This is a genomic window from Olsenella sp. oral taxon 809 str. F0356, from assembly GCF_000233535.1.
Classification (GTDB): Bacteria; Actinomycetota; Coriobacteriia; order Coriobacteriales; family Atopobiaceae; genus Olsenella_I; species Olsenella_I phocaeensis.
Genome location: NZ_JH376563.1, coordinates 658,417 through 671,715 on the forward strand (window position 1 = coordinate 658,417; position 13,299 = coordinate 671,715).

The 13,299-nt window shown below is 69.8% G+C and carries 9 protein-coding genes and 2 tRNA genes; 8 read left to right on the forward strand and 3 right to left on the reverse strand.

Features of this window, described 5'->3' with window-relative positions; translation table 11 throughout:
- The first annotated feature begins 89 nt into the window (after positions 1 to 89).
- The 8 genes from mfd (at position 90) to HMPREF1008_RS02980 (ending at position 10,721) form a co-directional block, all read left to right on the forward strand.
- Positions 90 to 3,554: a transcription-repair coupling factor gene (gene mfd / locus HMPREF1008_RS02940; RefSeq protein WP_009278352.1), complete on the forward strand. Its 3,465-nt coding sequence runs from the start codon at positions 90 to 92 to the stop codon at positions 3,552 to 3,554.
- Positions 3,555 to 3,883: 329 nt separating this feature from the next.
- Positions 3,884 to 4,777: a ChbG/HpnK family deacetylase gene (locus HMPREF1008_RS02945; protein ID WP_009278353.1), complete on the forward strand. Its 894-nt coding sequence runs from the start codon at positions 3,884 to 3,886 to the stop codon at positions 4,775 to 4,777.
- Positions 4,778 to 4,858: 81 nt separating this feature from the next.
- Positions 4,859 to 5,749 carry a nucleoside triphosphate pyrophosphohydrolase gene (gene mazG, locus HMPREF1008_RS02950; protein WP_009278354.1) on the forward strand — a complete coding sequence of 297 codons (891 nt, stop codon included), beginning with the start codon at positions 4,859 to 4,861 and terminating at the stop codon, positions 5,747 to 5,749.
- Between the two features lie 180 nt (positions 5,750 to 5,929).
- Entirely contained in the window at positions 5,930 to 6,739 is an 810-nt protein-coding gene (locus HMPREF1008_RS10760) for a septum formation initiator family protein (protein ID WP_050796598.1), read from the forward strand.
- Positions 6,727 to 7,710 (forward strand): phosphatase, encoded by a 984-nt coding sequence (locus HMPREF1008_RS02965; protein ID WP_009278356.1) that lies wholly within the window; start codon positions 6,727 to 6,729, stop codon positions 7,708 to 7,710. Before HMPREF1008_RS10760 ends, HMPREF1008_RS02965 begins: the two co-directional genes overlap by 13 nt.
- Positions 7,711 to 7,761: 51 nt before the next feature.
- Positions 7,762 to 7,846: transfer RNA gene (locus HMPREF1008_RS02970), tRNA-Leu, on the forward strand.
- Between the two features lie 174 nt (positions 7,847 to 8,020).
- On the forward strand, positions 8,021 to 9,709 hold the full coding sequence (locus HMPREF1008_RS02975) for a UTRA domain-containing protein (protein WP_009278357.1): 1,689 nt from the start codon (positions 8,021 to 8,023) through the stop codon (positions 9,707 to 9,709).
- Positions 9,702 to 10,721, forward strand: coding sequence for a transketolase family protein (locus HMPREF1008_RS02980; RefSeq protein ID WP_083823463.1), 1,020 nt, complete (start codon positions 9,702 to 9,704; stop codon positions 10,719 to 10,721). Before HMPREF1008_RS02975 ends, HMPREF1008_RS02980 begins: the two co-directional genes overlap by 8 nt.
- A 313-nt stretch (positions 10,722 to 11,034) precedes the next feature.
- On the opposite strand, the gene HMPREF1008_RS02985 is transcribed toward HMPREF1008_RS02980, so the two are convergent.
- From HMPREF1008_RS02985 to HMPREF1008_RS02995, 3 genes are all read right to left on the reverse strand, one after another.
- Positions 11,035 to 11,109 (reverse strand) — tRNA-Glu (locus HMPREF1008_RS02985).
- A gap of 50 nt (positions 11,110 to 11,159) precedes the next feature.
- Entirely contained in the window at positions 11,160 to 12,125 is a 966-nt protein-coding gene (locus HMPREF1008_RS02990; RefSeq protein ID WP_009278359.1) for a hypothetical protein, read from the reverse strand.
- A complete protein-coding gene (locus HMPREF1008_RS02995; protein WP_009278360.1) occupies positions 12,126 to 13,190 on the reverse strand; it encodes a hypothetical protein in 1,065 nt (354 codons plus the stop codon).
- Positions 13,191 to 13,299: the final 109 nt, after the last annotated feature.

Below are 13,299 nucleotides of genomic sequence, written 5' to 3' on the forward strand. Positions count from 1 at the left end.
GAACTGCGGACGCGGCTCGAACGTCCCGCAGCGTTCCCGCGCCTCCGTACCACCAATATTGCGGGGAGAATCCCCGAGAGGAGTCCCTCATGTTCATCAACCGCGTCTCCCAGCAGCTCCTCGGAGCGCCCGAGCTCGCCCCCTTCCTAGGCGAGCTCGATGCCGGAGGCGACGCCACCCTGGGCGTGGCCCAGAGCGCCCGTCCCCTCGTGGCGGCGGCGCTCTGGGCGCGCGCCCCGCGCCCCTGCCTCGTGGTGGTGTCCGGCGAGGAGGCGGCCGATCGCACGGCCCGCGCCCTCGCCGCCTGGTTGGGTGGCGAGCTGGTGTGCCGCTACCCCGAGCGTCGCGACTGGCCCTGGTCCGACAAGCCCGCCGACGACGCGGTGGTGGGTGCCCGCTGCAATGCCATCGCCCGCCTGAGCGCCGGCGAGCCCTGCGTGGTCGTGGCAAGCGCGCGCGCCCTCCTGCGGCGCGTGCCGCCCGTGGGCTCTGGCTACTTCGCCTCCTCGAGCTTCGCCGTGGGAGACGAGCTCGAGTTCGAGGACGTGGGGCGCCTTCTGGTGTCCATGGGCTACGCCGACGTGGGCGATTCCGGCGACGTGGGCGCTCCCGGTTGCTTCCACGTCCACGGCGACGCGGTGGACGTATTCCCTGCTCAGGCCAGCTCGCCCGTGCGCATCGAGTTCTTCGGCGACGAGGTGGACCGCGTGCGGCGCATGCTCCCCTCCACGGGACAGACCATCGGCGAGCTCCGGGAGGTGCTCGTCTCTCCCTGCAGGGAGATCGCACTCACTCCCAAGACCATCGAAGCGGCAGGCCACGCCCTCTTCCGCCGCGCGCAGGAGAGCTCCAAGGTCGCGGCGGACCTCGAGCTCATCCGTCAGGGCTCGGCAGACCCCACGCTGGACCGCTACCTGGTGGAGCTCTATGGCTCGAGCGCCTCGCCCATCGACCACATGAGCGGGGAGACGCTCGTCATCCTGGCGGAGCCCCGCGCGCTCTTCGACGACTGTCAACGCGCGAACGACGAGGTCATGGCCTTGGCCAATGCTGCCCGCACGTCGCTCGAGGGGCTCTTCACCTCTCCGCGGGAGCTTGACTTCGGCAGCCAGCAGCGGGTCTCGTTGAGTTCCATCCAACGGGTGGGCGGCTCGGCCGCAGCCGAGCTCGAGGTGCGCCAGCCCTCCATCGCCGGCTCGGACTCCAAGCTCCTGGGCCGCGTCCGCCAGCTGCTCAACGACGACATGTCAGTGGTCTTCGCCGTGCCGGACCGCGCGGCTCGCGAGGCGCTCGAGCTCTCGTTCACCGACGAGTCGATCCCTCTGGTCGAGTCCCTTGCCGCGGCGCCCGAGAACTCCGTTCCCGTGACGTCTCCGGAGGCAGGCGAGAGGCCCGCTTCCCTGGCTCGCCACGCGGTGACCTTCTTCGACGCGCCCGTGCCCGCCGGCGTCGTGGTGCCTTCGGCCCGCCTCGCCGTGCTCTCGGTGTCGGACCTGACGTCGCGGATGGCGAAGCGCAGCCGTAAGGCGCGCCGCGTGGACCCCACCAGCGTGAGCTTTCCCTTCAAGCCCGGGGACTACGTGGTCCACTCCACGCATGGCATAGCCCTGTTCAGCCAGATCGTGCGTCAGGAGGTGGGCGGCCGCGAGCGCGACTACTTCCTGCTCGAGTACGCGGGCCAGGACAAGCTCTATGTTCCCCTCGAGCAGGTCGACCGCCTGACGCGCTATGTGGGCCCCGACGGCTCGAGCCCGCGCCTCACCCGCCTCAACACCGCCGACTGGTCGCGCGCCACGGGAAAGGCCCGCAGGAGCGCGAAGAAGCTCGCCTTCGACCTGGTCGACCTCTACACGCGACGCTCCGCGGTGCGGGGTCACGCCTTCGCGCCCGACGGGCCCGCCCAACAGGACATGGAGGCAAGCTTCCCCTACGATGTGACGCCCGACCAGGCAAGCGCCATCGCAGACATCAAGGCCGACATGGAGTCGACGCAGCCCATGGACCGCCTGCTCTGCGGCGACGTGGGCTTCGGCAAGACCGAGGTGGCCCTGCGCGCCGCCTTCAAGTGCTGCCAGGACGACCGCCAGGTCATGGTGCTGTGCCCCACCACCATCCTTGCCCAGCAGCACTTCGAGACCTTCTTCGCGCGCTTCTCTCCCTTCGACCTCAGCGTGCGGGTGCTGTCCCGCTTCGTGACGCCCGCGCAGCAGCGCCAGGCGCTCGAGGGCTTCGCGGAGGGGACGGTGGACGTGCTCATCGGCACGCACCGCCTGCTCTCGGCTGACGTCAACCCGCACGACCTGGGGCTCGTGATCATCGACGAGGAGCAGAGATTCGGCGTCCAGCACAAGGAGCAGCTCAAGAACATGCGCGAGCAGGTGGACGTGCTGACGCTCAGCGCCACGCCCATCCCGCGCACCATGCAGATGGCCATGAGCGGCGTGCGTGACATGAGCCTCATCCTCACGCCCCCACCGGGGCGCCTGCCCGTCAAGGTCACGGTGGGGGAGTGGGACCCCGACGTGGTGAGCGACGCGATCCGCGGCGAGCTTGAGCGCAAGGGCCAGGTCTACTACGTGAGCAACCGCGTGACCACCATCGAGGACGCCGTCGCGCGCGTTCAGGAGGCGGCCCCCGAGGCGCGCGTGGGCGTGGCGCACGGTCAGATGAGCGCAGCCCAGGTCGAGGACGTGATGATGGAGTTCAGCGAGCGCGAGATAGACGTGCTCGTGGCCACGACCATCATCGAGAGCGGCATCGACAACCCGCACACCAACACGCTGATCATCGAGGACTCCCAGCGCCTGGGCCTGGCCCAACTCTACCAGCTCAAGGGTCGCGTGGGCCGCGGCCACGTCCAGGCCTACGCCTACTTCATGTTCCCGGGCGAGATGCCCCTCACGCCCGAGGCGACGGACCGCCTCACGGCCATCAACGAGTACCAGGACCTGGGCAGCGGCATGCGCATCGCCATGCGCGACCTCGAGATCCGCGGCGCCGGGTCGCTCATGGGCGGCGAGCAGCACGGCAACCTCTCCAGCGTGGGCTTCGACCTCTTCACGCAGATGCTCGGCGAGGCGGTGAGCGAGGCGCGCGGGGAGGCTGCCGACGTCTCGCAGGCGGAGGTCAACATCAACCTGCCGGCGGACTTCTACCTGGCGGAGGAGTACCTGCCCGAGGTGGACAGGCGCGTGCTGGCCTACCGCAGGCTGGCCGTGGCGGCGGAGCTCGCGGACGTGGACGCCCTGCAGCAGGAACTCGAGGAGGATCATGGCGCCCTGCCGCTTGCCGGCAGGAACCTCTTCGACCGGGCGCGGGTGCGCATCCGTTGCCAGAGGCTGGGCGTGACGAGCATCTCCCTGGCAAACGGACGCATCACCTACCAGGGGATCGAGGTTCCACGCTCGGCGGCGGCCAAGCTCAAGGCCGAGCGGGCGATCGTGTATCCCAAGAGCAGGAAGCTCAGCTACCCCTTCCGAACGGGCAAGGAGGAGCTGCTGCCCGTGGCCCTGCGGGTGCTCGAGGCCGTGGGCGGGGACGACGAGGGCGAGTAGGGGAGAGGGGCATGCCGCAGTGGGCGGCAGGGCTGTAGGGCCGCCGCCGAGGGGCAAGGGCCGCCGCCGAGGGGCAAGGGCTGCCGTCGAGGGGCAAGGGCTGCCGCCGGCTGCGGTTTGTCGGTACCTCTCGCCTCGAAATGTGCCGACAAACGGAAGATTTCTGGTCCGAGTGGGCTGCCACCACGAGTTTGTCGGTACTTTTTTCCCAAGGAAGTACCGACAAGCTTGGCGGGGTCGTCGGCCGCTCTTCGTGAGGCCATGACTTGCGGGCTGTCGTGCTCCCTGCGGGAGTATGCTCGTTGAATCAACGGGCGAGAGGAGCCTCCATGAAGCAGCTGCTGATTCGTGCGGACGACCTGGGATACTCCTATGCGGTCAACGTCGGGCTCGTGCGCAGCGCGGCCGAGGGGCTCGCTCGCTCCGTGGGCGTCATGCCCAACATGCCCGAGACAGAGCGGGGGCTTGCGTGGCTGCGCGACTCCGGTGCCGACGTGGCCCTGGGGCAGCACAGCAACGTCTGCCTGGGTGTGCCAGTCGCGGACGCGTCTCTCGTTCCCAGCCTCCTCGGGCCAGACGGCAACTTCAGGAGTAGTCGCGAGTACCGCGCCAGCTACCAGCGCGGGGAGGACTTCGTCACCTACGAGGAGGCGGTGGTCGAACTCGAGGCGCAGCTCTCCCGCTTCCGCGAGCTCACGGGCAGGGACCCCGACTACTTCGAGGCGCACGCGGTCCTCTCGCCCAACCTCGATCGGGCGGTCTCGCACGTCGCGCGCACGCATGGCCTGCTCGAGCAGCCGGTCTCCTTCGATCCGGCCGCGACCGTGGACTGCGGTGGGACGCCCGTGCGCATGGTCATGCGCAGCATGAGCCCCGACTACGATCCCGCCGCAGCCATTAGGCAGACGGTCGAGTCCATGGCGGACGGCGAGACGGTCGTCTTCGTCTGCCATCCCGGCTACCTGGACGACTTCATCCTGCACAGCAGCTCCCTGACCACGGACCGAACGAAGGAGGTCGACGCGCTCGTCGACCCCGCCCTGCGCGCCTGGCTCGAGTCGCGCGACGACCTGAGGCTCATCGACTACCGCGACCTGAAGGAGGCCGGTCCGGAACGTCGACTCCTCGGGGAGCTGTCCGTAGGGGAGAGGGACCTTGCGGAGGGCCGTACGGTCTCGTGTGACGACGACTCTCGTCGACTGAGAGACAAATTTGGACTGTGACCAGCACTGATGCGGAATGTGAAGACCAGAAGCACAATTACTGACAAACAGCGGTGGGCCACGAGGCACGGGGAGCGAGACATGGCAGAGGAGCAGAGCGACCTGAGTAGGCTTGCCGACGAGGTGGACGCCCAGACGGCCACCCGCCCCGGGGCGCCGGCGTCACATCCGGAGTTCGATCGCCTCGTGCGCACCATCTGGCGACTGCGCCAGCCCGACGGCTGCCCCTGGGACAAGGTCCAGACCCACTCCTCCATCACGCGCAACATGATCGAGGAGGCCTACGAGGCGGTCGACGCCATAGCCGCCGACGACATGCCCCACCTGCGCGAGGAGCTCGGGGACGTGCTCGAGCAGGTGCTCCTCCACGCGCAGATCGCCCGGGACGAGGGCGATTTTGACGTGGACGACGTCTGTCGCGAGCTCAACGAGAAGCTCGTCCGTCGGCATCCCCACGTCTTCGGGGACGCCGCAGCCGTCGGCGCCGTGGACTCCGCAGGCAAGGTGCTGGACATCTGGGACGACGTGAAGAGGTCCGAGCGAGAGGGCCGTTCCTCCGACGCCGCGCCCGAGGGCCTCCTGGACTCCGTGCCCCGCTCCCTGCCCGCCCTCATGCAGTGCCAGAAGATCTCGAAGCGCGCTGCCAAGGCGGGCTTCGAGTGGGAGTCCATCTCCGACGTGTGGGACCAGTTCGCCAGCGAGCGCGTCGAGTTCGAGGCGGAGGAGCCGGGCAGCCGGGAGGCGACGGAGGAGTTCGGCGACCTGCTCTTCTCGCTCGTGAACGTGGCCCGTCACGCCCACGTAGACGCCGAGGAGGCCCTCTCCGCGTCCAACCGCAAGTTCCGTCGCCGCTGGGCGCGCATGGAGGAGCTTGCGCGCGAGCGCTCCCTCGCACTCGACGGACTGGGCACCCGAGTCCTCAACGAGCTTTGGGACGAGGCCAAGCGAGAGGAGCGCGCGGCCCGCGGGTAGGGGCGTCGCCCTGCGTGCCGCCGCTCCGTTGCCGCGTGCGCCTCATCCTCACGCGATGTCTGCGAAGCTTGCGGAGCGTCGTCCCGTGCGGACGGGTCACCGCCCTCCTCTGATATAACTGAGGGAGCGGCCGACGGCCGCGGCTGCCAAAGATGAAGTTGAGACGAAGCGACGGCAAGCATGGCCATCTCCCAGAACCCAGGCGACACCAATCCCATGGGTCGCGCCAGCGGCGCCTCCGGCCATGATGCGAAGGCGTCGGGGCGCAGGCGCGGTCACGCGCGCGATCCCAGGCCCCTCCGCCAGGAGGGGGGTCGCTCGAAGCCGCGCGATGTGGGCCGTGACGCCAGCCAGGTGCCGCCGACTGTGGGGCGTGCCTCCGCGGGCGCCCTGGCCGTTCGTGGCGTCCGGGACGGTGGCGCGCGCGGAGCTGGCAGGGCGACCAGGCCCGCCGACGAGCGCCCGTCTCGCATGCAGCCCCGCGCTGCCTCGCGCGACGAGGCGCGAGCTTCCGAAGAGGAGCCCTCCGCCGTGGCGAGGCGAATCTCCGCCCTGTGCGAGCTGAGCCCCGCCGACGTGGCCGACTCGGCCCGCGGCCTGGGCAACCGCCTGCTGGGGCATAAGGTGGCCCTCGTCGTCCTGGTCGTCGTCGTGGCCGTCGCGGCGTCGCTGTACGGGCCCGCCAGAGGCTACTACGTGGCGCGACGCAGCGGCGAGGACCTGCAGAGGAGGTACGACGAGCTGAGCGAGAAGAATGACTCTCTCCAGGGCGACCTCAAGAGCCTGACGTCCAAGGAGGGCATCGAGGACGAGGCGCGCAAGCGCGGGTACGTCCAGAAGGGCGAGACCAGCGTGACCGTCGAGGGCTTGGACGGCCAGGGGAAGGCCGACCCCTCCGCCCCGGTCGAGTACCAGGACACGCGTGCGTGGCCCACGAAGGCCCTCGACTTCGTCTTTGGCTACGACCCGGAGGCAGTATGGGACGAGTAGCCTGCATCGACATCGGCACGGTGACCGCGCGCCTCGCGGTGTGCGACGTGGAGGGCGGCCGCGTGAGGCGCATGGCCAAGACCTCGACCATATGCAACCTGGGCGAGGGCCTCTCTGCAACCGGCAGGATCGGCGATGCCGCCAGGGCGCGCGTCCTCGACTGCGTGGACCGCTACCTCGCCAACGCCCGACAGGCCGAAGCACGGGCGGTCTGCTGCACGCTCACCTCTGCCGCGCGGGACGCCTCCAACTCGGCCGAGCTCGAGGGCGACCTCGTCGCGCGTGGCCTCCTGCCCGAAGTCATCGCCGGCCGCGTCGAGGGCTCGCTTACCTTCCTGGGCGTTGCGCAGGACTTCCCCGACGAGCGGATCCTGGTGGCGGACAACGGCGGCGGCTCCACCGAGCTCGCCGTGGGCAGCCTGGGCGAGAGGGGCCTGCGCCTCGAGGCCGTGACCTCGGTGGACGTGGGGTGCCGCCGCGTGACCGAGCGCTTCCTGCCAGGGGACGGCCCGGCGTCCGACGACCAGGTCGCTGCCGCCCGCGCGTTCTGCCGCGGACCCCTCGAGACGGCGTTCGAAGGCGAGGGCCTGCGCGACCGTGCCAGTCGCCTGGTGGTCACCGGCGGCACCGTCACCAGCCTGGTCGCCGTGCGGGACTCGCTTGCCCCCTACGACCCCCTGCGCGTGCACCTGCGCGAGCTGGGTCGGGACGACGTGGAGGCCCTTGCCGCGCGCCTCGCCGCGCTTTCCCTGGGCGAGAGGGCGGGCCTGCCTGGCCTGCAGCCCAAGCGCGCCGGGGTGATTCTGGGCGGGGCGCTGGCGGTGGCGGAGCTCATGGCGGCCACGGGCTTCGAACGCCTCACGGTGAGCGAGAGTGACCTCCTCTTCGGCCTGGCTATCTGTGCCGAGGCCGTGCACTCGGGCGAGGAATCCCCCCTGGGCTGGCGTCCGCGCCTGGCCTCGCTGCGCTAAGATTTCCCTTGTCGCGCGGATCGCGTCGCGGTCCGCGTTCGCGTGGCCTTCGGGGGCGTGGCGGAATTGGCATACGCAGGGGACTTAAAATCCCTCGCCGCAAGGATTGTGGGTTCGAACCCCACCGCCCCTACCAGCCATCGCCTGCGTGCGGGCGTGCGCAGCGCCCTGCCGCCGTCCCTCTCGCCTTGGGCTCTTCCTTTTTCGTGGTTCTGGCCATCGTGGACTATCCTGTACACAAGTTGCCTGTACAGTAGTTGTCCTGTATACGACCTATCCATGTCATGGACCAAAGCGAAAGAGGGATTCCGTGAGAGAGCAGCGCTTTGGGTTTCCGACGCTTCCTGACCCCCTTGCGACAGACGCCAGCTGCAATCTGACCCAACCAGCGCTTGCCTCCGAGGGCCCCCTGCACGTCCAGCTCGCCTCGGCGCTGCGCCAGGCCATCGCCACGAAGGAGTGGCGGCAGGGCGACGCCATCCCCTCGGAGTCCGAGCTCATGGCCCGCTACGGCCTCAGTCGCGGCACGGTGAGGCGTGCCATCCGCACGCTAGTGGAGGAGGGGCTGCTCGTCAGTCGCAAGGGGAGCGGCACCTTCGTCACCGAGGGAGGGCTTGCCAGGCCCAGCGTGCTGAGGCCGCTCTCGTTTGCCACCCTCCTGCACGAGCGTGGCGTGGCCTACGTCACCGACGTGCTGGCCAAGGAGGTCGTCGAGGCCCCTCGCAGCGTGGCCGGCGAGCTGGGAATCGCCCCCTCCGCCCCCGCGCTCTTCATGCGCCGCGTACGCTCGTCGGCCGGCTCGCCGCTACTCTGTCAGGAGAGCTGGTCCAACCTCTGCGCCTGTCCGGGCCTCGAGGCCTCGGACTTCTCGCGCGAGTCGCTCTTTGACGCGGTCGAGCGCTGCTCGGGGCGCAAGATCCTCAGGTCCAGCGTGCGCTACCTGTCGTGCCCGGTGGACGAGGAGCATGCCGGCTACCTGGGCTGCGACGACGGCGAGCCCATCCTGGTCTTGGAGCAGAACATCCAGCTCGAGGATGGCACGCCCATCGAGTGGAGCCTCACCTGGCTGGGGCCGGGGCAGTCCGTGGCGGGAATATCGTTCCAGGACGACGGCGCGGTGCTCTTGGGCGGCATGCCGACCGCGGACGCCTCCGACGGGCGGGCCCTGCGCCGCAGGCTCGAGCTGGGCGCGCTCGACGTGCGTCGTGGCGTGGTGCGGATCGCCCATCGCTACCCCGACACGCCCTTCCACATTGGCGGTGCCCTCTCCATGGCCGAGCTCGTGGCAGTCCTTCTGGGCGACGTGATGCGGACGGGGCGCGACGGGACCCCCTGGGAGCGGCGCGACCGCCTGGTCGTCTCGAAGGCGCACTGCTCGGTGGCGCTCTATCCCGCCATGCTCGCGGCGGGCCTCATCAGCCAGGACGACCTGGACCGCGGGCTCTTCGGCCCCGACGCCGTCCTGTTCAAGCACCCCCACCGCGACCCCTCCCGGGGGATCGAGACCTCGGGCGGCAGCCTGGGCATGGGGCTGGGCTACGCGGCCGGCCTCGCCCTGGCGATCAGGAGGCGCGGGCTCGACTCGCGCGTGTTCTGCGTGGTGGGCGACGGCGAGTGCGACGAGGGCTCCATCTGGGAGTCCGCCGGCTTCGCTGCGTTCAGACGCCTGGACAACCTGACGGTGGTCGTGGACGCCAACGGGATGCAGCTGGACGGCTCGACCTCGGACATCCTGGACAACGGTCCCATCCAGCGCAAGTTCGCCTCCTTCGGCTTCGAGGTCTGCGAGGTGGACGGCCATGACGTCATGGCGCTGCGGGCAGCCCTGAGGGCACGCTCGGCCCGGCCTCGCGTCGTGGTGGCGCGCACGGTGAAGGGCAAGGGCCTCTCCTTCGCCGAGATGAGGGTGGAGTGGCACGACTGCGCCCTGGACGACGAGCTGTACGTGCGTGCCATGGAGGAGCTGGACGCCCGCGAGAGGGAGATCTGCGATGAGTGAGAGAGGCGCTGGCATGCCGGTTGGGGGCGCGGGCGAAGGCATTAGCCTCGTCTCGCCCGAGGAGGCGGCGCGCTTCGCCGGCATGTCTCACAAGGCGGTCTTCGGCGAGGTGATGGAGGGGCTCGCCCGTGGCGGCGACGAGCTATCCGTCGTGGTGTCCGACTACGGGCGCCGGCTCAACCTGGGCGGCCTCCGCGAGCTCTGCCCCGAGGCCTTCGTGCAGTGCGGCATCGCCGAGCAGAACCAGATCGAGGTCGCGGCCGCCCTGGCCAACGAGGGGTTCTGCACCTTCGCGCCTTCGTATGCGACCTTCATCACGGCGCGCGTCCTGGACCAGATCCGCGTGAACCTGGGCATCATGCGCTCGCCGGTGATGCTGGTGGGCGTGAGCTGCGGCTGCGACTCGGCGATTCTGGGGGCGAGCCACATGGCCCTGGAGGACGTCGCCTGCGTGCGGTGCATCCCCGGCATGGTGGCTGCGAGTCCGGCGGACAACGCCGAGTTCGCGGCGGTGCTGCGCTGGCTTGCCGCCAACCCGCGTCCGGCCTACGTGCGCATGAGCGAGCCCCTGGCCAATCTGCATCCCGACGGCGTGGACTCTCTCAAGGGACTGGACGCGCTGCGTGGGGCGGAGAGCCCCGACGTCGTGATGGTTGCGAGCGGGACCATCGCGGCGACGGCGGTGAGGGCCGCGGAGGCCTTGGCGGCACGGGGCGTCGAGGCGCGCGTGCTCGACCTGCTGATGGTGAAGCCGCTCCCTGGGGAGTCGCTGCTGCGGCAGGTCGCCGGCGCGCGCCTGGTGGTGACGCTCGAGGAGCACAGCGTGGTGGGGGGTCTGGGCGGAGCCGTCTCGGAGCTCCTCGCCGAGCGTGGCCTGGGCGTGCCCCTGCTCAGGCTGGGCATGCCGGACGCATACCAGGCCGCCGACACGAGGGAGAGGGTCCTCTCGCTTTGCGGCCTGGACGTCGAGGGTGTGGCGGCGTCCGTGCTCGGGCGTCTGGCGTCGCTGTAGTGGCGGCGGCCTGGCGGCGCGCCCGCGGCTGGTTGGGCTGTAGGGTGCCGGCGGCTCGTTCGGTGGCATCGGATGAGGGGGACTGACGGTGCGATTAGTGCACACAAACTGGGAAATGCAAAAATACTGCAACTAGTTAACTGGGATTTTTCCATAATGCACCAAGTTTGTGTACACTAATTTGCCTGGATGGACGCTGGCGCAGCCTCGAGGCGCACTGCATCGTCACCAGCCTCCCGCAACCGGAATGTGACCAGAGGCGCAAAAAGTCGAGCCCGCCGGCAGCTGCCAGGCGGGCTCGCTTCGCTTGCGATGGTGCCCCCAACGAGACTCGAACTCGTGTCGTCGCCTTGAAAGGGCGATGTCCTGACCGCTAGACGATGGGGACGCGGGCCAAAGTATAGCAAAGTCGCAGGCGCGTCCCCTCCGCGTCCCCGTCTACCAGTCGTAGCCGGTCTTCCGCGCATAGTCGCGCGCCGCGCCCTCGATCTCGGGGATGGCCTCCGCCCAGGCGGGCAGGTCGGGCACGTCCACGATGACGGGGTCGGCCTCGTGGACGGCCAGCGACGCCTCCTCGTAGCTGTAGGGCTGCGCGCAGGGCCGGTCGGGCATGTAGGTCTCCTTGAGCACGGGGCGGAGCAGCGCATAGGCCGCCCCCTCGCTCAGGCGGCTGTAGCCCAGGAGCGCGCGCCGTGCGGCACCGAGGCGTCCCAGCTTGTAGAGGAGGATCACCCTGCTGAGGGCCGACCAGGAGTCCCCCCTGCGACCGAGCCTGGCGTCGAGCGCCTCGAAGCCCTCCTCGTCCTCCAGGCGTGCCAGGGCGAGCGCGCTGGTGTGGCGCGCGCCGAGGAAGTCCGATGGCGCGTCGCGCAATAGCCCCTGCGCCCACTCGTCCGCCTTGCGGTAGCGGGCGGAGTCGAAGAGCGCCCTTACGATCGCCGCGCGCACGCGCAGGCGGGGGCGGGCAAACACGTCGTCCCAGGCGTCCGCAGCGCCCCCGTCGGACCAGGACGGCTCGGGCGAGTCGTCGAGTATGTCCAGCAGCAGCTCGAGGTAGGGGTCGACGTCCAGGTCCTGCGCGATGGCGTCCAGGAGCCGGGCATCCGTGCACTGTGGGTCGACCGCAAGCGCGGCCGCGCAGTCCTGGCGCATGCGCGCCATGCGCCGCTGCCGCGTCTGCAGGTAGGCGTCATCGTCCAGGAGGTCGTCGTCCTGGAGCGATGCGTCGTAGCGCTCCAGGGCCTTCTGCACCAGCAGCAGGGCCTCGTCGCCCTTGTCGTCCATGAAGGAGCTGGGGTCCTCGCGCACGGCGAGGAGGAGCTCCGCGTACCCGCTGGACGAGAGCCCCAACGCGATGCTGCGCTTCTGGGCGAGCCTGAGCACAAGCTCCTCGTGCGCGTCCACCTACTCCGCCTCCCTGCCGACGCCCCACTCGACCTCGTCGGCAAACACGTGGGCGCGCTCGTCGTGGCCCAGGCGCCCCAGGCATTCCTCGCGCAGCCACGCGCCCAGGGCACCGCGCCCTTCCTTGTCGCGACCCTCCTGCAAGAGGACGGTGCTCTCGGATATGGCCAGGATGAGTTCGTCCTCGCTCCTGGGCTGCGTGACCAGGCGAGAGAAGACCCCATCTGGGAGCTCGCGCTGTATGGCCAGGGCCGAGAGGGCGTTGGGATGGGTCTCGGCGAGCCTCGTGATGGCGTCGCGCGCGCCGACCAGGTCGTGGCTCTTGTAGGCAAGGGCGATGCGCGCGAGCTGCGTCCAGGCGTCCTGCGTCGCGGGCATGCCGCGCCGCGCCTCGATCTGGGCGCCCTTTCGACAGAGCTCCTCGAGCCCCTGCTCGTCCTCGACCTTCGCAAGGGCGATGAGCGCGGTGTACCTCACGTCCGCCTCGTCGTCGGGGTCGATTCGCATGAGCTCGCGGGCGATGTCGATGGCGTCCTTGTTGCGGCCGCAGATGACTGCCTTGCTCGCCTGCATGGCGCGCCAGCGGATGAAGGGCCGCAGGGCCAGGTTGGCGGCGATCCTGCCGCGCTCCCCGCCCTCGCGCTTGAGCGCGTGCTCGTGCTGGCGCAGGCACCATGCGCGCACGTCGTCGCCCTCGGTCCTGAGGAAGTCATAGTAGCCGTCGAAGGAGGCGATCTGTGACGCCTGCTGCATGCGCAGGGCGTCGAAGCAGTGTTCGTCGAGGAGAAGTGCCTCGTCCAGGAGCTCGTGGCCTTTCTTGATGAGCTCGAGGGCCTTGTCGTCGTCCGAGAAGGGAAGCTCGTAGTCTATGACCGTGGTGGCGCGCGCGACGAGGCCGAAGGCGCGGTCCGCGTCGTCCTGCGGGAGCGAGTCGCGGTCCTGCGAGAAGCGGCGGCCGAATCCGGCGAAGGCCCTTGCCGCGGCAAGCGGGCCCATGCGGTCGGCGCTGCGCATGAACTGCAGGCTCAGACGCTGGTAGTCCTCCCTGTTTGGCTCGTATGCCAAGCGTGCCTCCCTTGCCTCTTCTCCCGGGTCCGAGCCCGGGAGCTGGTGCGACAATCGTAGCGGAGCGCGTCCCGCGGCGCGCGTGACGGCTGCGGCGAGGGTGGCCTGT

Excerpts from the sequence above, each read along its gene's own strand:
- mfd (WP_009278352.1), top strand. The coding sequence starts at position 90 with ATGTTCATCAACCGCGTCTCCCAGCAGCTCCTCGGAGCGCCCGAGCTC.
- HMPREF1008_RS02980 (WP_083823463.1), top strand. The coding sequence starts at position 9,702 with ATGAGTGAGAGAGGCGCTGGCATGCCGGTTGGGGGCGCGGGCGAAGGC.
- HMPREF1008_RS02945 (WP_009278353.1), top strand. The coding sequence starts at position 3,884 with ATGAAGCAGCTGCTGATTCGTGCGGACGACCTGGGATACTCCTATGCG.
- HMPREF1008_RS10760 (WP_050796598.1), top strand. The coding sequence starts at position 5,930 with ATGGCCATCTCCCAGAACCCAGGCGACACCAATCCCATGGGTCGCGCC.
- HMPREF1008_RS02965 (WP_009278356.1), top strand. The coding sequence starts at position 6,727 with ATGGGACGAGTAGCCTGCATCGACATCGGCACGGTGACCGCGCGCCTC.
- mazG (WP_009278354.1), top strand. The coding sequence starts at position 4,859 with ATGGCAGAGGAGCAGAGCGACCTGAGTAGGCTTGCCGACGAGGTGGAC.